This is a genomic window from Lacinutrix salivirga (assembly GCF_053604675.1).
On sequence record NZ_JBSHNP010000088.1, the window covers coordinates 1 to 24302 of the forward strand.

21 protein-coding genes and 1 pseudogene are annotated in these 24302 nt (G+C 32.0%); 12 read left to right on the forward strand and 10 right to left on the reverse strand.

Going from position 1 to position 24302, the window contains the following annotated elements; all coding sequences use genetic code 11:
* A pseudogene (locus ACVC5O_RS04325) lies at positions 1-103 on the forward strand (IS110 family transposase); the annotation flags it as partial.
* 152 nt (positions 104-255) lie between these two features.
* On the opposite strand, the gene ACVC5O_RS04330 reads toward ACVC5O_RS04325, so the two are convergent.
* The 3 genes from ACVC5O_RS04330 to mnmA form a co-directional block, all read right to left on the reverse strand.
* Complete coding sequence (locus ACVC5O_RS04330) at positions 256-576, reverse strand: antibiotic biosynthesis monooxygenase (protein ID WP_452220240.1); 321 nt, start codon at positions 574-576, stop codon at positions 256-258.
* 185 nt (positions 577-761) lie between these two features.
* A complete protein-coding gene (locus tag ACVC5O_RS04335) occupies positions 762-1703 on the reverse strand; it encodes an NAD(P)H-dependent flavin oxidoreductase (protein ID WP_452220241.1) in 942 nt (313 codons plus the stop codon).
* A 176-nt stretch (positions 1704-1879) separates the two neighbouring features.
* Positions 1880-3070: a tRNA 2-thiouridine(34) synthase MnmA gene (gene mnmA, locus ACVC5O_RS04340; protein ID WP_452220242.1), complete on the reverse strand. Its 1191-nt coding sequence runs from the start codon at positions 3068-3070 to the stop codon at positions 1880-1882.
* Positions 3071-3248: 178 nt separating this feature from the next.
* Here mnmA and ACVC5O_RS04345 point away from each other — a divergent pair, with 178 nt between their 5' ends.
* Positions 3249-4238 carry a fasciclin domain-containing protein gene (locus tag ACVC5O_RS04345; RefSeq protein WP_452220243.1) on the forward strand — a complete coding sequence of 330 codons (990 nt, stop codon included), beginning with the start codon at positions 3249-3251 and terminating at the stop codon, positions 4236-4238.
* A gap of 145 nt (positions 4239-4383) precedes the next feature.
* On the opposite strand, the gene ACVC5O_RS04350 is transcribed toward ACVC5O_RS04345, so the two are convergent.
* The 3 genes from ACVC5O_RS04350 to ACVC5O_RS04360 form a co-directional block, all read right to left on the reverse strand.
* Positions 4384-5082, reverse strand: coding sequence for a toxin-antitoxin system YwqK family antitoxin (locus tag ACVC5O_RS04350; RefSeq protein WP_452220244.1), 699 nt, complete (start codon positions 5080-5082; stop codon positions 4384-4386).
* Between the two features lie 94 nt (positions 5083-5176).
* Positions 5177-7087 (reverse strand): membrane protein insertase YidC, encoded by a 1911-nt coding sequence (yidC, locus tag ACVC5O_RS04355; protein WP_452220245.1) that lies wholly within the window; start codon positions 7085-7087, stop codon positions 5177-5179.
* A gap of 153 nt (positions 7088-7240) precedes the next feature.
* The gene (locus ACVC5O_RS04360; RefSeq protein WP_452220246.1) at positions 7241-8851 is read right to left on the reverse strand and encodes a CTP synthase; all 1611 of its coding nucleotides are present in this window, start codon (positions 8849-8851) and stop codon (positions 7241-7243) included.
* A gap of 229 nt (positions 8852-9080) precedes the next feature.
* On the opposite strand from ACVC5O_RS04360, the gene ACVC5O_RS04365 reads away from it, so the two are divergent.
* The 7 genes from ACVC5O_RS04365 (at position 9081) to ACVC5O_RS04395 (ending at position 14505) form a co-directional block, all read left to right on the forward strand.
* Positions 9081-9326 carry a hypothetical protein gene (locus ACVC5O_RS04365; RefSeq protein WP_452220247.1) on the forward strand — a complete coding sequence of 82 codons (246 nt, stop codon included), beginning with the start codon at positions 9081-9083 and terminating at the stop codon, positions 9324-9326.
* 164 nt (positions 9327-9490) lie between these two features.
* Positions 9491-10312: a S41 family peptidase gene (locus ACVC5O_RS04370; RefSeq protein ID WP_452220248.1), complete on the forward strand. Its 822-nt coding sequence runs from the start codon at positions 9491-9493 to the stop codon at positions 10310-10312.
* A 362-nt stretch (positions 10313-10674) separates the two neighbouring features.
* Positions 10675-11082, forward strand: coding sequence for an ACT domain-containing protein (locus ACVC5O_RS04375; protein ID WP_452220249.1), 408 nt, complete (start codon positions 10675-10677; stop codon positions 11080-11082).
* An 83-nt stretch (positions 11083-11165) separates the two neighbouring features.
* Positions 11166-12239, forward strand: coding sequence for a ligand-binding sensor domain-containing protein (locus ACVC5O_RS04380; RefSeq protein WP_452220250.1), 1074 nt, complete (start codon positions 11166-11168; stop codon positions 12237-12239).
* Positions 12240-12432: 193 nt separating this feature from the next.
* Positions 12433-12930 carry a hypothetical protein gene (locus ACVC5O_RS04385; RefSeq protein ID WP_452220251.1) on the forward strand — a complete coding sequence of 166 codons (498 nt, stop codon included), beginning with the start codon at positions 12433-12435 and terminating at the stop codon, positions 12928-12930.
* 202 nt (positions 12931-13132) lie between these two features.
* Entirely contained in the window at positions 13133-13720 is a 588-nt protein-coding gene (locus tag ACVC5O_RS04390; protein WP_452220252.1) for a DUF6705 family protein, read from the forward strand.
* 236 nt (positions 13721-13956) lie between these two features.
* The gene (locus ACVC5O_RS04395) at positions 13957-14505 is read left to right on the forward strand and encodes a DUF6705 family protein (protein ID WP_452220253.1); all 549 of its coding nucleotides are present in this window, start codon (positions 13957-13959) and stop codon (positions 14503-14505) included.
* A gap of 184 nt (positions 14506-14689) precedes the next feature.
* Here the strand turns inward: ACVC5O_RS04395 and ACVC5O_RS04400 are convergent, their stop codons facing one another.
* From ACVC5O_RS04400 to guaA, 4 genes are all read right to left on the reverse strand, one after another.
* Positions 14690-14929, reverse strand: coding sequence for a DUF3820 family protein (locus tag ACVC5O_RS04400; RefSeq protein WP_452220254.1), 240 nt, complete (start codon positions 14927-14929; stop codon positions 14690-14692).
* 4 nt (positions 14930-14933) lie between these two features.
* Entirely contained in the window at positions 14934-15473 is a 540-nt protein-coding gene (locus ACVC5O_RS04405; RefSeq protein ID WP_452220255.1) for a DUF922 domain-containing protein, read from the reverse strand.
* A gap of 5 nt (positions 15474-15478) precedes the next feature.
* Entirely contained in the window at positions 15479-17443 is a 1965-nt protein-coding gene (locus tag ACVC5O_RS04410) for an amino acid ABC transporter substrate-binding protein (protein WP_452220256.1), read from the reverse strand.
* 171 nt (positions 17444-17614) lie between these two features.
* A complete protein-coding gene (guaA, locus tag ACVC5O_RS04415; RefSeq protein WP_452220257.1) occupies positions 17615-19147 on the reverse strand; it encodes a glutamine-hydrolyzing GMP synthase in 1533 nt (510 codons plus the stop codon).
* Positions 19148-19355: 208 nt separating this feature from the next.
* On the opposite strand from guaA, the gene ACVC5O_RS04420 reads away from it, so the two are divergent.
* From ACVC5O_RS04420 to ACVC5O_RS04430, 3 genes are all read left to right on the forward strand, one after another.
* On the forward strand, positions 19356-21233 hold the full coding sequence (locus tag ACVC5O_RS04420) for a tetratricopeptide repeat protein (protein WP_452220258.1): 1878 nt from the start codon (positions 19356-19358) through the stop codon (positions 21231-21233).
* A gap of 236 nt (positions 21234-21469) precedes the next feature.
* Positions 21470-23158 carry a hypothetical protein gene (locus ACVC5O_RS04425; protein WP_452220259.1) on the forward strand — a complete coding sequence of 563 codons (1689 nt, stop codon included), beginning with the start codon at positions 21470-21472 and terminating at the stop codon, positions 23156-23158.
* A gap of 71 nt (positions 23159-23229) precedes the next feature.
* Positions 23230-24270 carry a T9SS type A sorting domain-containing protein gene (locus tag ACVC5O_RS04430; protein WP_452220260.1) on the forward strand — a complete coding sequence of 347 codons (1041 nt, stop codon included), beginning with the start codon at positions 23230-23232 and terminating at the stop codon, positions 24268-24270.
* Positions 24271-24302 lie beyond the last annotated feature (32 nt).

The window sequence follows — 24302 nt, forward strand, 5'->3', positions numbered from 1 at the left end:
ATTAATAGCAGTATGTAATAAGCTTTTAAAACAGGCTTTTGCAATTGCAAAATCGGGATTAATATATGATGATTCTTATAGAAGTACTTTAGTGAAAAATTAATGAGTTTTTACTTGTTTTTTACCACAGTACTTTGTTAGCTTTTAGTGCTTTTCTCAGTTTATAATTTGTTCTTTTTAAAATTCCTTAAACTTGCTCAAAACTCCGATTGAGTCTTATTCCGATTCCGATTACTGATTACTGATTACTGATTACTACAAGATTAATTCTTTTTTAAATTCATAATGTTGTGCAGTTTCTTCATATCTCGATAATACACGTTTTGCATTCTCAGGAATATATGCATTTTCATAATTTTCACCAGCGAACTTTTTCACTGAATCGATAGAATCGAATTGAAGAGTTAAAAAGAATTCAACCTCATTTTTTCTATTCTGTGTTGATATACTAACCTTTTCTAATCCATCAACTCCATTTTTTTTCACAGTTAGGAATACTTCATTAATAAGCATATCTTCGTAAATAGGTGCATTTTCTATTGTCGTCCAACCTTTCCAAGTTCTGATAATTTTCATTTTATTCTCCATTATATTCTTTTCCGAGTTTCGATTACACAAACTTGCTCTTGCATTTAAACTAACAGTTTTTGATATCAAACGTTTTAATGTTTAATATCATACGATAAGCTAAGTTAGCTTTTTTAATTTTTAAAGTCAATTCAATTATAGAATCAAAAAACGTATAAACACATTGTTATTAGTTATAGATTTTTCACTCTATTTTTAGCCTCCTCAAACTCTGTAACCATTTCCTTTACAATTTTAGCGACTGGTTTAATATCGTGTATTAAACCTGCTATTTGTCCTATTTCTAGTTCGCCTTCAATTAAATCGCCTTCGAACATGCCTTTTTTTGCTCTTGCTCGTCCTAATAATTCTTTAAGTTGTTCTGGTGTTGGTGCTGTTTTATATAAGGCTTCTAATTGGTTATAAAACTCGTTTTTTATTAATCGTACAGGAGCTAATTCTTTTAAAGTTAACTGTGTATCGCCTTCTTTTGCATCCACTACAACTTGCTTAAAAGCTTGGTGAGCACTAGACTCTTCGCTAGCTACAAAACGGCTTCCTACTTGTACAGCATCTGCTCCTAAAACCATACAAGCTAACATGGCTCTACCTGTTGCAATACCTCCTGCTGCTATTAATGGGATTTGCAGATGCTCTTTTACCATTGGTATTAAGGTTAGAGTTGTGGTTTCGTCGCGACCATTGTGTCCTCCTGCTTCAAAACCTTCGGCAACTACGGCATCTACTCCTGCATCTTGTGCTTTTAGTGCAAATTTTACACTACTTACTACATGTACAACTGTAATCCCTCTGTCTTGCAACCATTTGGTCCATGTTTTTGGATTTCCTGCGGAAGTGAATACAATTTTCACACCTTCTTCCACAATAATATCCATAATTTCTTCAATATTAGGATAGAGCATTGGGACATTAACACCAAAAGGTTTATTAGTTGCTTGTTTACATTTCTGGATGTGTTCTCTTAACACATCTGGATACATACTACCTGCACCTATTAGTCCTAAAATACCAGAATTACTTGCGGCAGAGGCTAAACGCCATCCAGAATTCCAAATCATTCCTGCTTGAATAATTGGGTGTTTTATATTAAAAAGTTGTGTTATTTTGTTTTGCATTTTAGTTTATGTTGTTAATTGACTGTTTGATTGACGTCTAAAATTATTTTGGTTTTACATATAAAGCACTTCGACTGCGCTCAGTGTGACGTTTTATTGGAACTGAAATTTAAGAATTTAATATAGTTTGGCAATTTTGAAACGTATTGTTATAATATTCCTGCTTTCGGAGGAATTTATGAAATCACTCCAGAACCAATAAGCTCATCCTCTAAATACCAAGCTACAAATTGTCCTTCAGTTATTGCAGATTGCAGGTTATCGAATTCTACATACAAACCAGAATCTACTTTATGCAATGTTGCTTTTTCCAAAGCTTGCCTGTATCTAATTCGTGCTAAAACCTGTAAAGTTTCGTCTGTGTTTAGTGCTAAATCTGGTCTTACCCAATGGAGTTCTTCATTAGACACAAATAAAGCTTTTTTATATAAACCAGGATGTGCTTTGCCTTGTCCTGTATAAATTACATTCTCTTTGACATCAGTATCAATAACAAATAAAGGCTCCACTTTACCACCAACAGATAAGCCTTTACGCTGTCCTTTGGTAAAATAATGCGCACCTTGATGTTTCCCAACCACTTCGCCATCTGCCACTGCATACTCAGCCTTACGTGATAAATACTGAAGTTCTTCCGTTTTTGTATTGAAAGTCTTTACTGTATTGTTATAATTAGAATTGCTTTTCGGGATTTCTACAATAACACCTTCTTTTGGTTTTAGCTGTTGCTGAAGAAACTCTGGTAATCTCACCTTTCCTATAAAACAAAGTCCTTGTGAGTCTTTCTTTTCTGCAGTAATTAAATCGGCTTTTGCAGCAATTTCGCGTACTTCTGATTTTTGTAATTCGCCAATAGGAAATAATGCTTTGGCTAACTGCGTTTGCGATAGTTGGCATAGAAAGTAAGACTGATCCTTATTACTATCTTTTCCTGCTAATAATTGAAATACCTCTTTTCCATCGTTTTCAATAACCCCTTTTCTACAATAATGACCTGTAGCTATATAGTCTGCTCCTAAATCCAATGCAATTTTCATAAAGACATCGAATTTAATTTCGCGATTACACAACACATCTGGATTTGGCGTGCGTCCTTTTTCGTATTCATTAAACATATAATCTACAATACGCTCTTTGTATTGTTCGCTTAAATCTACAGTTTGAAACGGAATACCTAGTTTTTCGGCAACTAACATGGCATCATTACTATCGTCCAGCCAAGGACATTCGTCTGAAATGGTTACAGAATCGTCGTGCCAATTTTTCATAAATAAGCCAATCACTTCATAACCTTGCTCTTTTAACAAATACGCAGCAACGCTAGAATCTACTCCTCCAGATAAGCCTACAATTACTCTTTTTTTCATCATTAATTATTGTGCTGCAAAGATACGTTTTAAAATAATTTAATTAATAAAATCCAATTTTGAAAACCACTCGTAGATTATAATAGAGACTAACTTGTGTAAGTTTAACAAAATTTTAAAACATTTTGTTTAACTTATACTTAAATTTGTTAAACAAACTATTAAAAAACAAAACATTATGAAAACATTAAAAAGTATTTTCCTTGTATTAACTCTTGCAGTATTCACCTTCTCATGTAGTAGTGATGATGACAATGGAGGAACTCCTCCTGCACAACCATTAAATATTGTAGAAACTGCCCAAGCGAGTGCAAATCTTAGCATTTTAGTTGAAGCAGCAATACAAGCTGGTTTAGTAGATGCATTATCCGCAGATGGACCAATGACGGTTTTAGCACCAACAAATTTGGCGTTTACAAACTTCTTAGCAGATAAGGGTTTTGACTCTTTAGAAGACGTACCGAACGATGTATTGAAACAAATATTATTAAATCATGTAATTGATGGCGAAGTACCATCTTCTGCTCTTTCAGGAAGTATGGGTTATACCAATACTATGGCAACAGGACCTAATGGAAACAATTTAAGCTTATATTATAATGGAGTTGGAGGAGTTGAATTTAATGGAGCCTCTTCTGTTTTAACAGCAGATGTTGATGCTACAAATGGAATTGTACATATAGTAGATGCTGTAATTGACATCCCTACTTTATTAACATTTGCAACTGCAGACGATACTTTTGCGAGTTTAGAAGCTTCAGTGTTATTAGATTCTCAAAGTGGAGTAGCAGCAGCTTTAACTAATGCAACACAAGCTAGTCCTTTAACCGTTTTAGCGCCAACAAATGATGCATTTACAGCGTTATTAGATTCTAATAATGATTGGAATGGACCTGCAGACATCGATGCTGCTTTATTAACTGCTGTATTAACACACCACGTGACTGCTGGAAATGTTGCCTCTGCAGATTTAACAAATCCGGGTACAACAACTGCAGCTAGTGTACAAGGTCAGGATTTTTCGATTACATTACCAGGAACTAATGGAAACATTGCAGATGTAACTGATGGAGCAGGAAATACAGATATAGGAATAATTGCTGTAGATGTACAAGCTTCTAACGGAGTTATACATGCAGTAAATAAAGTGTTATTACCAGCACAATAAAAAAAATAGTTAGTTAGTTAACGTTTTGTACGAATCCCTCTAATATATTGATTAATAGCATAACCATTAGTTTAGGTACAAAACAGAAAAAGTGTCATTATAAAATGACACTTTTTTTTATTGTTTTTTTGTTATTATTTTTTTGTTATTGTTTTTTTGGGTTTTTACTGCGTTTGGTAAAATCTTTTTGTCGCAATAATTTGCCATCTTTATAATATTTCCAGATACCATGCTTGCCATCGTTTCTGTATTGGCCTTGGATTAACAATTCTCCTTTTAAATCGTAACTTTTAAATGGACCATCGAGTATCCCATTTTTATAAGTTAAAAGTCTAATTAATTTACCATCGCGTTGATACCAATGCGCTTTACCTTCTAAAACACCATTAGCATAGAATTCCTTTTCTGCTACTTGTCCATTTTCATAATACACTAAACGCTCACCATCCAACTTTCCATTAGCGTTATAATTTTCAGAGATCATAATATCTTCTTTATTCTCATGGTTAAAACGCCATTTACCAACATAGGTTTTATGTTTCATTTTACCTTGGCTAATCATCAAACCTCTTGGATTATAAAAGGTAACGAGCGCTAAATCGTTATTGGTATTAAATACACGAGTTGCAGAGAGTACAGCTTTACCATTAATATTTTTATAAAACTTAAATGTATCTATTTCTTTACCATGGTTAAATTGCCCTTCGTAACGTAAGACCTTTGTATTCTCAAAGTTTTTAGACCATTTGCCATGGCGTTTACCTTGAGAGTCTAACTGATTTATGGTTTGCGCAGAAGCTACCATAGAAACCAGAACTAAAGCTATTAAGAGTATATTTTTCATAATGTGTTTAACGTATGTTGTAGTATTTAAATTGTATAAACAAAAAAGCTGCCAAATATTAAATAAGACAGCTTTTTGATAAAATTAAATAAGTTTATTTTTTTCTATTATTGTTTTGTGCATTTTTTTGTTGCTCTGCCTGCTCCATCATTTCTTTCATTTTTTTCTGAAAACGATTCTCTTTCTTAGGCTTCTTTTTATTGGTTTCAATTTTTGCTAGTACTTTATCTTCATCAATTATAAAGTTTTTAATTACTAACATAATAGCAATACTAATAAGGTTAGAGATAAAGTAATATAAACTTAATCCTGACGCATATTGATTAAAGAAAAACAACATCATTATTGGCGAGAAGTAAATCATATACTTCATCATTTTTGCCATATCTGGCATCCCTTCTTGTGTTGGTGCAGACATTTGTTGTTGTCCTGTGGTCATTTTCATGTAAAAGAAAATAGCAATTGCAGCTAATATTGGAAATAAACTTACGTGGTCTCCATATAATGGGATACGAAAAGGTAACTCTGCAATCACATCGTAAGACGATAAATCTTCTGCCCAAAGGAAACTTTTTTGTCTTAAATCGAAAGCTGTTGGAAAAAACATAAATAGTGCATAAAACACTGGCAATTGTATTAAAGCTGGTAAACAACCACTTAACGGACTTGCGCCTGCTTTGTTTTGCAGTGCCATAGTTTCCTGCTGCGCTTTCATTTTATTGTCTTTATGCTTTAAACGTATAGCTTCTAATTCTGGCTTTAATATTTTCATTTTAGCCTGAGATAAAAACTGCTTGTATTGTACAAAAGACATCACTAATTTTATTAAAACCGTCATTACAATAATTGCAATTCCGTAAGGTAAAAACGAGCTTAAAAAGCCAAATAGTGGAATAAATAAAGCTTTGTTAATCCATCCAAAAATTCCCCAACCAAATGGGATACTTTCTTCTAAATCATTATCATATTTTTTTAATATTTTACTATCTGTTGGACCATAGTACATTTTCAGGTTGGTATTAAACTCATTTCCTGATAACGCTAAAGGTGTTTTTAACGTGTAAAGTTTTGTAAAAACAGTGTCTATATCTTCATTTTCTACTAAATCTTTAGACGTAATTTTAACCGTTTTAAGAGGTTCTTTTGAAGTTAAAATAGAACTAAAAAAGTGTTGCCTGTACGATATCCACGTAGCATCTTCAATAACCTCATTATCTTCTCCTGCTTGAGAAAGTTTATCTATTTTCCCACCATCGTGTTGGTAGGTTAAGCGTGTGTATCTGTTTTCGTATTGGATACTTTTATCGTGACGATAGGTTTTTTGTTTCCAATCTAAATTAATGTCTTGCGAGCCATTAACAACATCACTTAATCCTTGTGATCGAATTGTAAAATCGATCATATAATCGTTTGGCTTGATGGTGTAAACGTATTCTAAAAACTTACTTTCGGATACTTTTAGCTTCATTGAAACTACTGTATTCTCTCCGTTTTTAGATATTTTAGGCTGAAATTTTCTGTCTTGTGTATTTAAAATTCGGCTATCTGCAGTGCCAAAATTGATATTAAATGCAGCGTTATTGTCTTTTACAAGGTAAATAGGAAGCGAATCGTAATCCACAAATTTCTTCAGTCTAACTTCAGAAAGGTAACCTCCTCTATTACTAAACGTTAATTCTAATACACCATTTTCTACAGTCGTATTTTCTTCAGAATTTAAGGTTTCGGAATATGCAAAAGAACCAATTTTGTTTTGCATTGCCACCATTTGTAACGAGTCGCCAGTTTCTATTTGTTGGTAATCTTCCGCAGTAGTTACTAATGTTTCTTTGTTTGCATTTGCCTCATTAGCTAGTTTAGCTTTGTCTGCTTCTACTTGTTCTTGTCTGGCTTGCTCTTCTAATTCTTCTTCGCTTGGTTTATTATTATAAAGCATCCATAATAATAACCCGAAGATTAACACATAACCTATAATGCTTTTAATATCTATTTTCTTTTCTTCCATCTGTTTATTAAAACTGTAGTCTAATTAGTGTTTTTGCTTAAAAAACCTGTCTGGTTTAAAAACCTTACAGGTTGTTGTACTATTCGATTACTAGTCAAAAAGTAATCCGTTATTTATTTTTGTGTCATAGTGACACCTTAAAATTGCTATATTTTACTTTTTATTTTTTAAAGCTGCTTTTATAAAGGCAACAAATAAAGGATGCGGATTGGCTACTGTACTTTTATATTCTGGATGGTATTGCACACCAACAAACCAAGGATGGCTTGGGATTTCAACAATTTCTACCAAGCCTGTTTCTGGATTTAAACCAGTAGCTAGCATACCTGCTTTTTCTATTTGCGCTTTATAATCGCTATTAAACTCAAAACGATGTCTGTGACGCTCGTCTATAGTTTTTGTTTTGTACACGTTATGTACAATACTGTTTTCTTTTAATTCACAATCCCAAGCACCTAAACGCATTGTTCCGCCTTTATCTGTAATGGTTTTTTGAGCTTCCATAAGATTAATTACAGGATGCTGAGTATGTTCGTCCATTTCTGTAGAATTAGCGTTTTCTAAACCTAAAACATTTCTAGCAAACTCAATAACAGCCATTTGCATACCTAAACAAATACCCAAAAACGGGATATTATGTTCTCTTACAAACTGTACAGCATCAATTTTACCCTCTACACCTCGTTCTCCAAAACCTGGAGCTACTAAAACACCATCTAAATGGTTGAGCTTTAATTTAACGTTATCTGCATTCAAATATTCTGAATGGATAGGCTCTACAACAACTTTTACTTCATTTTCTGCACCTGCGTGAATAAACGCTTCTAATATAGACTTATAAGAATCTTGTAACTCTACGTATTTACCAATTAATCCAATAGTTACTGTGGATTTTGGGTTTTTAATACGCTCCAAAAACTGGTTCCAACGTGTTAAATCTGGCACGTTGCTTTCTAATCCTAATTTTCTTAAAACTACAGTATCTAAACCTTCTTCCAACATTAAATTAGGCACATCGTATATAGTAGAGGCATCGATAGATTGTATAACAGAGTCTGGAGTGACATTACAAAAACGTGCTAGTTTATGTCTAATATCTTGTGATAATTCATGCTCTGTTCTACACACTAAAATATCTGCTTGCACACCACTTTCCATTAGTGTTTTTACACTGTGTTGTGTCGGTTTTGTTTTTAATTCTCCAGCAGCTGCTAAATAAGGAATTAAGGTTAAGTGAATGGCTAGAGCATTGTTTTCGCCAAGTTCCCATTTTAACTGTCGTACGCTTTCTACATAAGGTAAAGACTCAATATCACCAACTGTTCCTCCAATTTCTGTAATAACAATATCGTAATCGCCAGAACGTCCAAGGATTTGGATTCTGCGCTTAATTTCGTCTGTAATATGTGGTATGACCTGTACTGTTTTTCCTAAAAATTCACCTCTGCGCTCTTTTTCTATAACACTTTGGTAAATTCTACCAGTAGTCACATTATTTGCTTGACTAGTGGGTACGTTTAAAAAACGCTCGTAATGTCCTAAATCTAAATCGGTTTCTGCGCCATCGTCTGTAACATAACATTCGCCATGCTCATAAGGATTTAGTGTACCAGGATCTACATTAATATAAGGATCTAATTTTTGTATGGTAGTTCTGTAACCTTGTGCTTGGAGTAGTTTTGCTAAAGAAGCAGCAATAATGCCTTTTCCAAGCGAAGAAGTTACTCCTCCTGTTACAAATATGTATTTTGTTGTAGTTGCCATTGTGCGTTGTTAAACGCGAGCAAATTTACGATATTTTATGGAAGTTTTTGAGGTTTGAAGTTTTATTTTTTTGGAATGGTTTATGGTGTAATTCTCCTTTATTAATCCAATTCTTTTTGTTTGCTTTTAAATCTGAAAACCATTAGATTCGTTTTAATTATGCTAATGAACATTAAGGTTTGAGGTTAGAAGACCTTGTTAGTAATTTGAAAATAAACACAAAATCCACATGAAAAATCTAATTCTACTATATGTTTTATTCTTTTATACTGCTTGTATTACTTCGCAAAGCTACCAAATTGATAAAGAAAAAATACTAGTAGATTTAAATGATATTATTCACAATATAGAAAGTAGTTATGTGTATTTAGAGGACAAGAAAATTGATGTTGAATGCATAAAAGAAAGATACACAAGTAAAATAAATAACTTAAAAAACAAGGAGATGTCATTCTATTATTTGAGTATTTATTAAACGAGCTTTACGATAGTCATATCTCGCTTTCAACAAATATTAGAGAGTCTTATCGCTTATCTGCTCCAATTTATGTAGAACTTGAAAATAATAAAGTCATTATTAAAAATGTATGGCAAACACAAATTAAGAATTTAAAAACTCCCCTTTTAGGAGCTGAAATATTGAAGTTTAATGGTGTTGACTTTAACGCTAAAATTGAAAAATTCCCATCGTATTGTAACGATAAATCTATACTTGAAATAAGAAATTGGATAGCAAATAAAGTTATTGCTGGAAAATATAGCGAACACAGAATTTTAAAATTAAAATTAAAAAATGGAGATACTATAACTTTTGACGTTGATGGACTTAAAATAATCAATGAACAAAAATTATTAACACAGCAGACTATAAACGATATTGGGATTATTAGAATAAATAATTCTTTGGGAAATAATCAATTAATTGATGAATTTGATAAAGCACTTAATAGTTTATCTACTACTAGAGGTTTAATTATTGATTTAAGAAATACAAATAATGGAGGAAACACCTATGTAGCAAAAGGCATTATGAGTAGGTTTATAGACAAGGAATTACCATATCAAAAACATTTATATGTAGAAACTTACGACAACCAACCAAAAATAACTCGAAGCTGGTTGGAATTGGTAAGTCCAAGAGGCAAACAATATACTAAACCTGTAATAATACTTGTTGGAAGATGGACAGGAAGTATGGGAGAAGGATTAGCTGTTGGGTTTGACGGAATGAAAAGAGCTAAAATAGTTGGCACTGAAATGAAAAGATTAGCAGGTTCTGATTATAATTATAAATTTAAAAATCAAAATTTTGGATACAAATTAGTTTATCAAAAACTGTATCATATAAACGGAACTCCAAGAGAGAAATTTGTGCCATTTCATTATGTAAGTCAAACAACTATTAATAAAGACGAAACCTTAATTAAAGCATTTAAATTACTTAATAAAATTAGCAAATAAAAACAGTATGGCTAAACAAATTGGGTAAAATTTAAATCTGAAAACCATTAGATTCGTTTTAATTATGCTAATGAACATTAAGGTTTGAGGTTAGAAGACCTTGTTAACAACCTAAAAAGTACAATATGAATACTATAGATTGGATTGGCTTTATTGGAGTTTTTTAAATACTTTTAGCATATATACTAAAAGTAATAGGGAAAATAAAATCAATAATTTATTTTTTATCTTACTTAATCTCATTGGAGCAAGTATGCCTTCTTATGCTTCAATACTTATGGAGTACATTCAATTTATAATACTTGAAGCCGTTTGAGCTACAGTTTCTTAAATTGCCTTATAAAATTTAAATCAAAAAACTAATGTCTGGAGAAACTAATTTATCTGAATTAATTAAAGGAATGACACCAAAGCGAATTGATGGAGAATATGTGTTTTCTACAGTAAAAGATACTAGTATAATTAATAGAAAAGATACTATATGTGAATTTAAAGAACGTGAAGGAACAACTATTGTTATTGAAAGAAAAAAGGCAGACCAACTAAACTTAGAGTACAACTATGTTGCTTCTTGGATTACACTCATGATTCACTCTTCTCTTAATGCTGTAGGCTTAACTGCAATATTTTCGACTGAATTAGCAAGACACAACATTAGCTCCAATGTAATTGCTGGTTATTATCACGACCGTATTTTTGTTGATAAAAAAGACTCAGACAAAGCTATTAGAGTGTTAACAGCGTTATCAAAAAACAATGCTTCTATATAAAATTTCACACTTCTTTCACATAATTTTACATTTAATATTGCTAGAAAAAGATCTTTCGGTTTAAGTTTGAAAAATAAACACCAATGAAACCATCTAATTTATTTTCGAAAATCTATGCATTAGTCTTTGTTATTGCTTTAGTAACCTCTTGTAAAGGACAATCGCAATCCAACACAGATAATGCGACTAGTATTAATAATCCAACAAAAAAAGTAGGCTCACAAATTGCAGACTATGTAGTAGATGTATTTGAAGACTCTAAGGGAAATCTTTGGTTTGGAACGTTAGAAAAAGGAGTTGCAAAATTTAATGGAACCACACTAAGTTATTTAACAATAAAAGATGGTTTACCAAGTAATAGAATAACATGCATTATTGAAGACGCTTTGGGAAATTTATGGTTTGGAACAGGAGGAGGACTATCGAAATTTGATGGGGAAACGTTTACAAATTATTCTGAAAAAGAGGGTCTTAATAGTAATATGGTAAGCAATGTATTTATAGATAGTAAAGGCACTTTTTGGATTGGAACTTGGAACGGCGTTTGCAAGTTTGATGGTACACAATTTGAAAAATTTCCAATTCCCTACCCTAAAGTAAACACTAAAATTAATCCTGATACAAAAAATTGGATAACCACTATTACAGAAGACACCAACGGAACTATATGGATTGGTAGAGATGGTTATGGAGCTAGTAAATATAACGGAAACTCATTTGTGCACATCACAACAAAAGAAGGCTTAAACTCTAACAATATCCAATCTATTGTGGAAGACAAACAAGGAAACATTTGGATAGGTACAAGAGTCGCTGAGAAAGACAATGCTGACGCCAACAAACGGTTTGGTAAAGGTGGATTGAATAAATTTGATGGACAAAAATTTGTTGGCTTCCCAGAGATTAAAGGACTATACGAAAACGATGTTTACAACATTTATAAAGACCATTTAAATAAGTTATGGATTAGCACTACAAACAATGGAGTGTATAATTACACAGATAATGAATTTGTAAATTACAAAGTACCAACCTCAACAATGGCGTTTTTAATAGACAAAAATGGGACTATTTGGTTAGGTTGCGCTGGTGGATTATATAAAATTGACAACACAGGAAAAGCCATAAATGTAAAAACAACTGGACCTTGGCATTAGTAAGTTTTAGTCGAAGTGTTTGGGTTGTTTTTAAACTAAAAAATAATAAACATATTAATACTTAAATGAAAATTACATTAACAAATTATATGTAAAACCAGTTTACTCATCGAAAAAGTACTTTCACTCATTTATGATTTTGTAATACACAAATTAAGAATAATTTTGTTTTTAAACCAAAACAACGAAATTCATGAAAAATTTATTAACCCTTATGTTGCTTTTAAGCTTCATCAGTTGTGAATCTGAAAAAACAAAAGAAAAATCAATAGCAGAATCCAAAAAAATAAACCTAGAAATCAGAGGGATTTATGAATTAAAATCGTCCAAGAAAACTGAAAAGCACTTCATTATAATTGACACTCTTAATGGAAAATTTGCAGGCTCATATTTTGGAACTGAAAATAAAAACCAATATGGCACTGCTCATTTTAGTAATAGTTTAGAACACTTAACTATTGAAAAAAATAAAATCAAATTTGAAATTGGGAAAAGAAATCTTTATAAATCTACTTTGTTCAGAATTGCTAAATTTGAAAGTGATTTAGAAAACGACTCTATTATTGGAGTTTCGGAATATAGAATAAAATTTAAAGGCAAACTGTTTAAAAATGGATTTAAGTTTATTTGTGAATCCGAAATGCAGAATTGTTGGGATAAAAAACTAACCTTTGAGAAGGTATCTAAATAACTTACACCAAATCCTTTGTTGGTGTTTTCCACCAACAACAATCATTTTAATCACTACCTTTTTAGCTTAGCAATTTGGTTTGCTTCTAAACTTAAAAAATAATAATTTTATTTAACGACTGATATAAAACATTAGAACGTTTGATATCAAGAGTGCATTGTGGTTAATTTGACCAAACCAAGTTTAATAATCTCAGAGTTAAATGAAAAACATAGTAACGACAATATTAGTTTTAGCACTATATTCTTGTGGTAGTTCACAAACCGTTGTTGATATGGCTAATGAAAGAAAAGAAGAGTATTGCAAAAATGGAAAGTACTATATAAAAGACAAAAAAAACTTTATGAATTCTTTTATAGGTACATGTCAATATATAAATGATAATACAGAATTTAGAGTAACATTATCTAAAATTGAAAAGTATCATTATATAGGACCTTTTAATGTAAATTATTATAAAGATGGAATGGTAATTCAGTACCAAAAGTATAAAAATGGAGAATTAGTTTATAATTCTACTGTTGGTACACATCCAAATGGTGTTATAGAAGAATTTGGAAAATTATACATGTCTTTTAATGATTATGAAAAAAGAAATAACTACCTATTAGATTTAATTTTAATTCAAGAACCAGATAAAAGCGATAAATTAAGGTTTACTTTATCTAGTATTATATTAAGAAATAATCCAAACCCAAAAAGATTAGAATATTGGTTAAGTTCTGGTGAAATAAATCCAGGTGAGTCATTTTTTAGCGTGCCAGATGATATTGTCATGACTAAGATGTAAAAACTAACCACAACAAAGTACTGTGGTAAAAAACAAGTAAAAACTCATTAATAAGTATCACAGATTCAGATAACGATGCTGTTTTAGGTAAGTTTTTAACATTTTTAAATGAAGCAAATATGGGTATTACACTTTTTAAGACAGATGCAAATTTTGAAAATTTTGAACTTGTAAAATACAGTAGCAGCGCAACAAATAACACAAAAAAGTCTCCTTGTAATTAAAAAAAGAAAACAATGAAAAATATAAAAGTAATTTTAATCTTAACAATAGCAACTACAATGTTATCATTTACAATCTTAAAAAAAGAAGAAACTTTCTCAAATAATTTAAATTTTGAGTTAAATCAAAATAATCCATTTATTGGCACATGGAAATACCAAAATGGAAATGAGGTTTTTATCATAAACTTATTCACAAATCTAGAGAATGAAATTATTGGACATTATAAAAAAGTAATTATTGATAATAATGGTAATATAATTTCAGAAATTTATAATTCTAATAAAGAATTAGGTTCAACAAATCAAAATTGGCCTTACACTATTTTCTTAGGTCAATTTAATGGAGAAAATTCAATTGGAGGTGTAATAACTGACAATACTATCATTAATGCGCCAAGAAGCTTTTATAAAGGCAAATTAAAGATGAGAATTCAAGACAGTAACTGCTCTACTTGCTTAGTAACTGCTGTATGGAAAGTAGAAAAAAATCAAGGATTTAAATCACCTAATGAACCGGATTTTAGTATGCCAACAGATATTATATTAACAAAAATAGAATAAAAACAAACAACAACCACGTATATAAAAATAGTAGTTAAGAGCTAATCTTCTAGTTTAGTTCTTCTCTGCTATTTTTGTTTTTAACTGTAAAACGGCACAAACTAATCTGCTACTTTTCATATACAATACCGTTTCTGGTTAATGCTCTGCTAAGCTCGCATTAACCAGAAACCATTTCTAAACCTCATCTCTTAGGGAAATTACGTTGTATATTCCTTACCAAATCTTCTAAACCATTTAATTTTAGTGTATAAACGGTTTCTAGCATTTCGCCTAATTTACCTTTAGGGAAGCCTTTATTGTGGTACCAAACCACGTAAAATTCTGGTAAATCTATAAGGTAACGCCCTTTGTATTTACCAAAAGGCATTTTAGTATGTGCTAGTTGTATTAAAAAATCTCTATCTGGTGTAACTGGTGTCACTATGTTATTTAGATTTATAGGCTTTAAGCTTTAAAAGCTCTGCAGTTACAAAAGCTTGCCAAGCGGCTTGCTCTTCTTTATGTATAGAGTAATTACTTTCTGTATCGTATTTGTTTTGCATGGCAGCTAAATCGGTTTCAACTCTTTGATGTAGTGTTTGTAACGTTTTAGCTGTATTTTGATTAGCCTTAACTTTAGTGAGTAGTTTCCTAAAGTTTCTGGCATGTAACTCTGTAATGTCAAAATGCAATTGCTCGTGACTTAAAATATGATCATCTGCCAAATCTAACTTACACCACGAATGTTGTGGATAAAAGTAGGCTTCTACTTTAGTCTCAAAATCAACGACTTTTTTATTAATACGTTTTAGGGAATATCCAAAAGTAATACCAGAAGCAGTAACTGCCACAGCATCTGAGTTGTAGTCTGGTTTGGCTTTAAAATCGCTCCAAGACAGTTTATAAGTGGCATTCCAAGTCCGCTCTTTACTATCGCTAGTGAGTAGTACTGTAATACATATTGTAAATAGATACTTTAACATCATTAGGTTTAATCCTCCTCTATAATCTCAACGATTTTTAAATCGTCGTAACGTACTAAATACACAGTATCGTTATAATACCCTCCAAAGGTTTTTTTCTTGTAGGCGAACTTATTCTCAACGTAACTAGTTAAAGGAATATTGTTTGCTGCTGTATATAAATCTTCTGAAGTTGCTAATCGTAACACCACATCCATTGTTAGATCAAAACCTCTAACGGCTACTTTGCTTGGGTTTATTTTGTATATTTTTTTATAACGCTCTGCAAAGCTATTACTGTCTTCGTCATTATACATTTTTGCAATAGTTGGAAACATAAATTTTAAATTCGACAGATGGAAGTTAGACACCTCTTCGCCTTCAAAAGCAGTATTCATATCTGTTGTAGTTAAAATAATTTCTTTATCTGTAGCAATTAAAGCATTTAAAATACTGGTTACATTAGATACAAAACCATCGTTTTTAGTTTCTAAAAACACAATATTTCTTCCTGATTTTAGCTTTGGCATCACATCCATATCGTGAATGTAGTATTGTTCTTTTCCTGTTTTTCTATCTTTTCTGGAGCTAACGGTTTGAGCCGTTGGAAATTCTTTTTTAAGCTTTGCACTTGTTGCTATATTTTTGGAGTCTGAAATAATAATGATATTAGAATCTGCTCCATGTTTTTTAATATAGTTAACTATTTTTTCTTCTAATAAATCTTCTGAAGGTCTGGATTGAAACACATTAGACCTAACCTCTACAGTTTTAGTTAATGGAGACACCACAGGAATGTTTTTAGATTTTAAATCTGAAGCCACTTGATTAAATACTTTAGCGTCTAAAGGTCCGATGACTGCATCTACAGAAGAAAAGTCGTTGTTACGCACTATTCGTGATCCTTCGCTTATTTCTTTTCTAGTGTCGTACACATCGACTTTTATAGAAATACCAAGTTCTTTTAAAGAGTCTAAAGCCACTAAAACACCAGAATGAAAGTCTAAAGAGGTGTTAACGTAACGGTCGTTTGTAATTATACGCTTAGCATCGCTTACAGAATCTTTATTTATTCGATTGGCTTTAAAAGGCAACATCACTACCAAATGTTTTGTGTTTGGATTGTTTATTTGCTTTGTAAGATCAGAATTTACAAGGATTTCTCCTGTTGCTCCACCTTGTTCTGTATTATTATTTGTTGCTCTAACCGAAGGGTTGTAAGGTATTTTTAATACCATCCCTTCTTTTAATCCTGTTTCTTTTAGTGTTGGATTAAGTTTTTCGAGTTCCTTTTGCTCTAATCCTAATTTTACTTTTAGCCTGTAAAATCCTTCTGCTTTTAGAACAGTGTAATAACTATAACTTTCGTCTATTTCTTTTAGTTGGCTACCTGCTATATTTGGCACATTAATAAGTTGACCTGGTTGTAGAATGTCTCCCATATTTGGGTTTAATTCTGTTAACTCATCGGTTGTGATGCCATATTTATAGGCAATTCTCCACTTCCCTTCTTTAGGTTGTACTTTATATGTGGTTGTTTGTTGCTCTACTGCTTTAACAGCAACACGCTTTGTTTTATAAATTGGAATTTTAATTTTATCTCCTTTTCTAAGATTTTCTGCATAGAGTCTTGGATTCTGTTTTTTAATTTCGTCTTGGGAGACTTTATATTTTTTAGAAAGGCTATATAAGGTTTCTTTACGTTTTACTTTATGAGTTTTAAAACCTTCCAACTCCTTAACCTCTTCAAATCCTGGGTTTGTAGCTGTTGCGACTTTAGCTTTAGGAATAATTAGTGTAGCGTTAAGGCTAAGCGATTTTCTGGCATCTGGATTTAGCTTATAAATATCAAAAGAGGTGACATTATATAGTTTTGCGATGCTCTCTATAGTTTCTCCTGCTTGTACTTTGTGTGTTTTATAGTTTTGTGCTTGAGATGTTGAGCCACAACTAACTAATAGTATAAAACTGAGGATGTAAATTATTTTTTTCATATGTTTATTATACGTTCTAAATTGCGTTAGCGGTTGTAGTGGCATCCTTTTTTTGCTGCCATATATGGCAAAAAAAGATATAACGGAAGACGCGACCCTTGTGGTAACGCCCAACTTATTGATATTATATTCTTAAACTTCAAAAATCACTTGAAGCAACAAATTTGTGCTTTATTCCCACTCAATTGTTGCTGGTGGTTTACTACTAATATCGTACACTACTCTATTAACGCCTTTTACTTTGTTTATTATATCGTTACTGGTTTTTTGCAAAAATTCGTAAGGTAAATTTACCCAATCTGCTGTCATACCATCTGTACTTTCTACTGCTCTAAGCGCTACACATTTTTCGTATGTACGCTCGTCTCCCATTACGCCTACGCTATTTACTGGTAGTAAAATTGCGCCTGCTTGCCATACTTTATCGTATAATCCTGCTTCTCGTAATCCGTTAATAAATACAGCATCAACTTCTTGCAAAATACGAACTTTTTCTGGAGTAATATCTCCTAAAATACGTATCGCTAAACCTGGTCCTGGAAAAGGATGACGCCCTAAAAGGGTTACGTCCATTCCCATTGAGGCTCCTACTCTACGCACCTCATCTTTAAATAAGGCTTTTAGTGGCTCTACGATTTTAAGTTTCATAAAATCTGGCAATCCACCAACGTTATGGTGGCTTTTTATGGTTGCGCTTGGTCCTCCTGTTGCGCTTACACTTTCTATCACATCTGGATAAATAGTGCCTTGTGCTAACCATTTTACATTTTCAATTTCATTTGCTTCATCATCAAAAACCTCAATAAATACACGACCTATGGCTTTTCGTTTTTCTTCTGGATCGCTCTTTCCTGCTAGTGCATCCAAAAAGCGTGCCGAAGCATCTACGCCTTTTACGTTTAAGCCCATGCCTTTGTATTGCTCTAGCACATCTGTAAATTCGTTTTTACGCAATAAACCGTTATTTACGAAGATGCAATATAAGTTTTTGCCAATGGCTTTGTGCAATAGCATGGCTGCTACTGAAGAGTCAACTCCTCCAGATAAACCTAGAACAACCTTATCATTTCCTATTTGCTTTTTAAGCGCTTCTACAGTTTCGCCAACAAAGGCATTTGGCGTCCAATCTGCTTTTACATTTGCGATGTTAACTAAAAAATTTTCTAATAATTGTTTGCCATCTGTGGAGTGGTAAACTTCTGGATGAAATTGTATAGCGTAAGTACTTTCGCCTTCTATTTTATAGGCTGCATTTTCTACATCGTGTGTGCTTGCTAATAATTTTCCGTTAGTTGGTAAGCTTTTTATGGTATCACTATGGCTCATCCAGACTTGACTGCCTGACGAAATTCCTTTTAAAAACACATCATTTTCTACAAAACTTAAATTCGCTCGTCCATACTCACGTGTATTAGACTCTGCAACTTCACCTCCAGAAAAATGTGCTAAATATTGTGCACCATAACACACTGCCAGCATTGGTTTTTCGCCACGAATGCCTTTTAAATCTGGATGAAAGGCATCTTTTGATCGTACAGACATTGGACTACCAGAAAGAATAACCGCTTTATAGTCGTTTAAATTTTTAGGAATTTTATTAAATGGAACTATTTCGGAATAGATGTTAAGTTCTCTAACTCTACGCGCAATAAGTTGTGTGTATTGCGATCCGAAATCTAAAATAAGTACTTTGTCGTGTTGCATGCGCAAAAATAGTATATAGATTTTAGATTTACGAATTACTATTTACGATTTTTTTAATATACTTTTTAACAATTATGAGTGCTCTGAATTAAATTCTAAAAGCACTAAAAAAGCAGTTAATTAACCAATGTACCCCTTTTGTCTTACTCTTTATTTTATTACACCATCTTAGAATTTGTATTTTTATATTACTAAAAATTAACAACTTATGAAATGCATTAAACTTTTTATGGTTTTTTTATTGGTTTTAAATCTGCAGTCTTTTGCGCAAAACAAAAAAATTGTAGATAGCCTCACATTATTTTTAAAAATAAAACCAGATGACACGCTTAAAGTAGGTGCATACGGAACCTTACACGAAGAACTTATGTTTAGCAAACCCGAACTTGCATTAGAATATGCAAATGAAGCGCTAAAATTGTCTAAAAAACTTAATTATGTAAAAGGTATTTCGGCTAGTAATATCCAAATTGGTAACTTTTATTATAATAAAAGTGAAGTTGACTCGGCAAAATATTATTATAATAAAGGTCTTAAAATTGCTCAAGATAATGCGATAGTTCTTACTCAAATATTTGCAAACCACTCATTGGCTTCAATTGAAAAAGATGCTGGTAATTATGATTTAGCTATTGATATTGTTATGCGTAACATTAATTTATATAAAGAACATAGCAATTTAAAAGCGCTTCAAAATAATATACCTTTTAATCTCATAGGTGCAGAATACGAACTTTTAAGTCTAATCCATCTCTTAAAAGGCAATCACCACATCGCATTACAAGAATGTTTAAAAGCTTTAGATTTTTTTGAAAAAACAAATGATGCTATTAGAAAAGCTGATGCGCTAAAACAACTGGGTAATATAGATTATACTTTAGGAAACTTTAATACTAGTTTAAAGTATAGTAAAGAAGCGCTAGATATCTATAAAAAAAATAACGATTTATTTTATCAGTCTTCAACAGCAAATCAATTAGGACAAACCTATATCAAATTAAAGGAATTCACTAAAGCTGAAACTTCTTTTAAAGAAGCGTTGGAATTAGCAAAAAAAACAGAAAGCACAAATGATCAAGCCAATAGTTTACGTGGTTTAGGAAAAGTTGCTTTAAACAACCAAAATTATAGCGATGCACAAAATCAATTTCTAGCCGCTTTAAAAAAATACCAATCCATTAACTTTAGTAATGACGTTGCGCAAACACTAAACTTATTATCTAAAGTCGCACAAGCCAAAAAAAATTGGAATTCCGCATTAGATTACATTAACAAATCTATAATCATTAACAAAGATATTGGTGCACAATCTAATTTAAAAGATGACTATTTACAACGATCTATACTTTACGAAAGGTTAAATAATACCCAATCTGCATTAATCGATCTTAAAAAATATCAAGTTATTAACGATTCGATATTCAATAAAGAAAAAACCCAACAAATAGAAGAACTTAGAACTATTTATGAAACCGAAAAAAAAGAACAGCAAATCCAAATTCAAAAAAACGAAATAGATTTACTGAACTTAAAAGGAAAGACTAATAATCTACAACGTCTATTATTAATAATTGGGTTATTAGCATCATTAATTGCCGTATATGCCTTTTACCAAAGAAACAAACGAAACAAATTGGCAAAAGAAGCTGCACAAGCCGAATTAGAATTTAAAACCAAAGAATTGACAACTCATGCTTTACATTTAGCGAAAAAGAACGAAGTCTTAAACGATTTAAAACAAAAAGCTAAAGTTTTAAAAGCAGACGCTAATGCAGATCCTGGTTACCAAATGCTTATACAGACTATAAATTTTGATTTACAAGACGATAATAATTGGGAAAACTTCTCTCGCTATTTTGAAGAAGTCCACAAAGATTTTAATAGTAAAGCGCAACAACAATTCCCAAATATTACCACTAACGATTTACGTTTAATGGCATTATTAAAAATGAATTTATCTTCAAAAGAAATTGCAAATATTCTAAACATTTCTAGCGATGGCATTAAAAAAGCAAGACAACGACTTCGCAAGAAAATGGGTATTGCTTCTACCGAATCTCTAGAGGCTATTGTTATTGCTATTTAGTAAAAAACCAAATACTTAAAACCATTTAAAACACCTGTATTTACAGGTGTTTTTTTATGTACCCTTTTTGTACCCTAGCGTTTTTTTGGCAATCTAAAATACACCATTATGTTTGCTTTGTCATTAGGTTGACAATAACCGTTTTTGTGGTAAGCTTGTTCAAAAAAAGCTGCAGACTATTTGAGCAAGTTTCACACAAAACAATTTAAACAATTAACCACAAAAATTAATTTATTATGAAAACGCTATTAAAAACAACTGCTTTTTTAGCACTTATTCTATTCATTATTGCATCATGTTCAAAAGATGAACCAACACCAGACCCTGGAAACCAAGGTGAAGGAGAACTTATTCAAACGACTGGCCAAGTTACAGAAGATGATTTTGAAACCTATGAAGGTGATATTGGTGTTGTAATAGATGCTAGACCATTGGCTCGTAAAGGCTACAAACCCACTCAAGTTACTTTAAATATAACAGGAGAGGTTGTTAATTTTACAGAAACTATCCCATTGGATGAAGACTCTTATATGGGACAACTTAAACTGCCGCTTGAAAATTTAAGTGACGCTGATAAAGGTGACTTAATCGACGGTGTAAATATTATACCAGAGTATAAAGACGAAAATGGTGCTATTATTTATACTGAACCTTTATTTACGAAAACTTTTCTATCCAACCCAGAACCGCGAACAGCCAATGTAGCAGGTCTTCAGGAAACAGAAGAAAATCAAACATTAAGCTTTAGACCAGGCACATCGTATTACATACAGCGTATGAATGCAGATGGAAGTCCAGATTCGGGATCAATGAATATTACTGCAAGTGCATCTTTAGACAATGTTATCTCAGCCACTAGTAATGCTACATTTGATGGTACAGATACACAAAGAATCTTTACCTTTCATCCAGTACCTAATAATCCAAATACATTTTTGATAAGGCACGCAGAAACGGGACGATTTATTAGATATGCAGGCGTAACCACCACATCTAGTTATAGTGGCTCCTTTTTTGGAATGAAACTAAGACAAAATACCAACCTTGCGCAAATAGAAGCAGCATCAGATTATCATCATTACCAATTTACATTCGAAAAACAAGATAATGGCACGTTTATTATTAAAAATTCGGCAGGATTACCAGTGAAACAAGCGCCTGGCTTTGGATTAACTTTTGATGATACTATAACAAATACAACTAGTGGGAACGTTGTAACTCCAGAAGACAGAACATGGCGCATGGTATCGACAAGCATCGATTGGACCATTAGCAACATTAGCACCTCTTTTTTAGAGCCTATACTTCCACCAGCTGAAACCTCTTTATCAATTAATAGTGTGCTTACTAATTGTGGAAGTGGAACTTTAAGTCAAACCGTTGGTGTGGCGCATAGTGAAAATCAACAGCGTACTGTTGGTTTTGAAGAAACACTTTCTGCTACGACCTCTAACTCTTTTGGTGTAAATGTAAGTTTAAATGTAGAGTTCTCTGCTCAAATTTTAGGAACAGGCACCACTGTAAATGCAGGTATTGATACTAGTTATGACCATTCTTGGTCCTCAACAGAAACAAGTAGCGAATGGGAAAGTACGCATACTGGACAAACACAGGAAATCACCTCTACACGAACTGTTACAGTCCCTTCAGGAAGTGCCTCTTTGGTTTATGATGTCGTTCAATTTTACCCAGAAACACGAGTTAATTTTGCTCAACGTTTACGAGTTGAAGGAATTGATTCTGAATCTGGATTAGCGTTAACTGGAGAAGAAATTAGAACATTATTTTACGTTAATGGATTTAATGGTGTTGTTTCTGCCGTTGAGCCTAACTCAATGGTAGTAACGCTTAGAGGAACTTTAACCTTAGATAAAATTATAGATTCTGATAGCAACGTGCAAGATGTACCAGCTAATTGTAATTAGTCTTATTTTAAAGGAAGTGCATTTTATTAATGTACTTCCTTTTATTATATAAACCACAAAACTAAAACATTATGAAAACAATTTCAATTACAATACTTTTATGTTTAGCACTGCTGGACTTAAATGCTCAAACCAATGTTGCTTTAGGATTAAACGGAACAAAACGAATACTTGCATCAGATAATATTATTTACATAGCAAATCGTAGTGACGGAACAATTTCTAAAATTAATGTAAATAATACTTTACCAACTGTAGCAACAGAAATTATTTCTGGTTTAAATGGTCCATTTGGCATGGCCATTAAAGGTAATGACTTATACTTTACTCAATTTTTTGGAAATAAGGTTTCAAAAATTGATGTCACACAAAGTAATCCTGTAATCGAAGATGTAGTTACTGGCATTTCATTGCCTACAGCGTTAGAATTTAAAGGTAATGAGCTCTACATAGCTATTGGTGGTGCTCACAAAATTTCAAAAATCGACGTTACAGCATCTAACCCAACACTCATAGATGTTGTTAACATGGGATTACAATTTCCTATAGATTTAACCTCGGACGAAAACAACTTATATCTACTAGATGACGACAGTCATATTATATATAAAATAGATATTAACGCACCTCTTCCTGTTATACCACAACCTATTATAACCTTAGAAAATGCTTTTGCTTTAACTCTCATAGATAGTAGTTTGTATTATGGAGAACTCACAGAACGAAAAGTTTATAAAATAGATGTTACGCAAACTAATCCACAACCTCAAGAAGTCTTAAACAATAGCTCAGCCACTGGCTTTACAAATATTAATAATGAATTGTACATTGCTGATACTGGAAAAATTATAAAAACAACTATTGAAACCCTTTCATTGCCTAATTTAGTTTCCGAAACTGAAATTAGTATTTACCCTAATCCAAGTTCAGATTATATAACTATTTCAAATAATAATAGCGATAAAAATTATACTATTTATAATGTTTTAGGCGAAAAAGTAATTTCTAATGAGCTCTTAAAACAGTCAAAAATTTCAATATCACATTTAGAAAATGGAATCTATTTTTTAAAACTAGACAGCTACAAAACGTTAAAATTCATTAAGCAATAAGTAAGAACTCTATATTCTATATTAAAAAGCAA

Coding starts and splice junctions, on each gene's coding strand:
- ACVC5O_RS04380 (WP_452220250.1), top strand. CDS start 11,166: ATGAAACCATCTAATTTATTTTCGAAAATCTATGCATTAGTCTTTGTT.
- ACVC5O_RS04425 (WP_452220259.1), top strand. CDS start 21,470: ATGAAAACGCTATTAAAAACAACTGCTTTTTTAGCACTTATTCTATTC.
- ACVC5O_RS04430 (WP_452220260.1), top strand. CDS start 23,230: ATGAAAACAATTTCAATTACAATACTTTTATGTTTAGCACTGCTGGAC.
- ACVC5O_RS04405 (WP_452220255.1), bottom strand. CDS start 15,473: ATGATGTTAAAGTATCTATTTACAATATGTATTACAGTACTACTCACT.
- mnmA (WP_452220242.1), bottom strand. CDS start 3,070: ATGAAAAAAAGAGTAATTGTAGGCTTATCTGGAGGAGTAGATTCTAGC.
- ACVC5O_RS04385 (WP_452220251.1), top strand. CDS start 12,433: ATGAAAAATTTATTAACCCTTATGTTGCTTTTAAGCTTCATCAGTTGT.
- ACVC5O_RS04410 (WP_452220256.1), bottom strand. CDS start 17,443: ATGAAAAAAATAATTTACATCCTCAGTTTTATACTATTAGTTAGTTGT.
- guaA (WP_452220257.1), bottom strand. CDS start 19,147: ATGCAACACGACAAAGTACTTATTTTAGATTTCGGATCGCAATACACA.
- ACVC5O_RS04350 (WP_452220244.1), bottom strand. CDS start 5,082: ATGAAAAATATACTCTTAATAGCTTTAGTTCTGGTTTCTATGGTAGCT.
- ACVC5O_RS04360 (WP_452220246.1), bottom strand. CDS start 8,851: ATGGCAACTACAACAAAATACATATTTGTAACAGGAGGAGTAACTTCT.
- ACVC5O_RS04335 (WP_452220241.1), bottom strand. CDS start 1,703: ATGCAAAACAAAATAACACAACTTTTTAATATAAAACACCCAATTATT.
- ACVC5O_RS04420 (WP_452220258.1), top strand. CDS start 19,356: ATGAAATGCATTAAACTTTTTATGGTTTTTTTATTGGTTTTAAATCTG.
- ACVC5O_RS04365 (WP_452220247.1), top strand. CDS start 9,081: ATGAAAAATCTAATTCTACTATATGTTTTATTCTTTTATACTGCTTGT.
- ACVC5O_RS04395 (WP_452220253.1), top strand. CDS start 13,957: ATGAAAAATATAAAAGTAATTTTAATCTTAACAATAGCAACTACAATG.
- ACVC5O_RS04345 (WP_452220243.1), top strand. CDS start 3,249: ATGAAAACATTAAAAAGTATTTTCCTTGTATTAACTCTTGCAGTATTC.
- ACVC5O_RS04390 (WP_452220252.1), top strand. CDS start 13,133: ATGAAAAACATAGTAACGACAATATTAGTTTTAGCACTATATTCTTGT.
- yidC (WP_452220245.1), bottom strand. CDS start 7,087: ATGGAAGAAAAGAAAATAGATATTAAAAGCATTATAGGTTATGTGTTA.
- ACVC5O_RS04375 (WP_452220249.1), top strand. CDS start 10,675: ATGTCTGGAGAAACTAATTTATCTGAATTAATTAAAGGAATGACACCA.
- ACVC5O_RS04330 (WP_452220240.1), bottom strand. CDS start 576: ATGAAAATTATCAGAACTTGGAAAGGTTGGACGACAATAGAAAATGCA.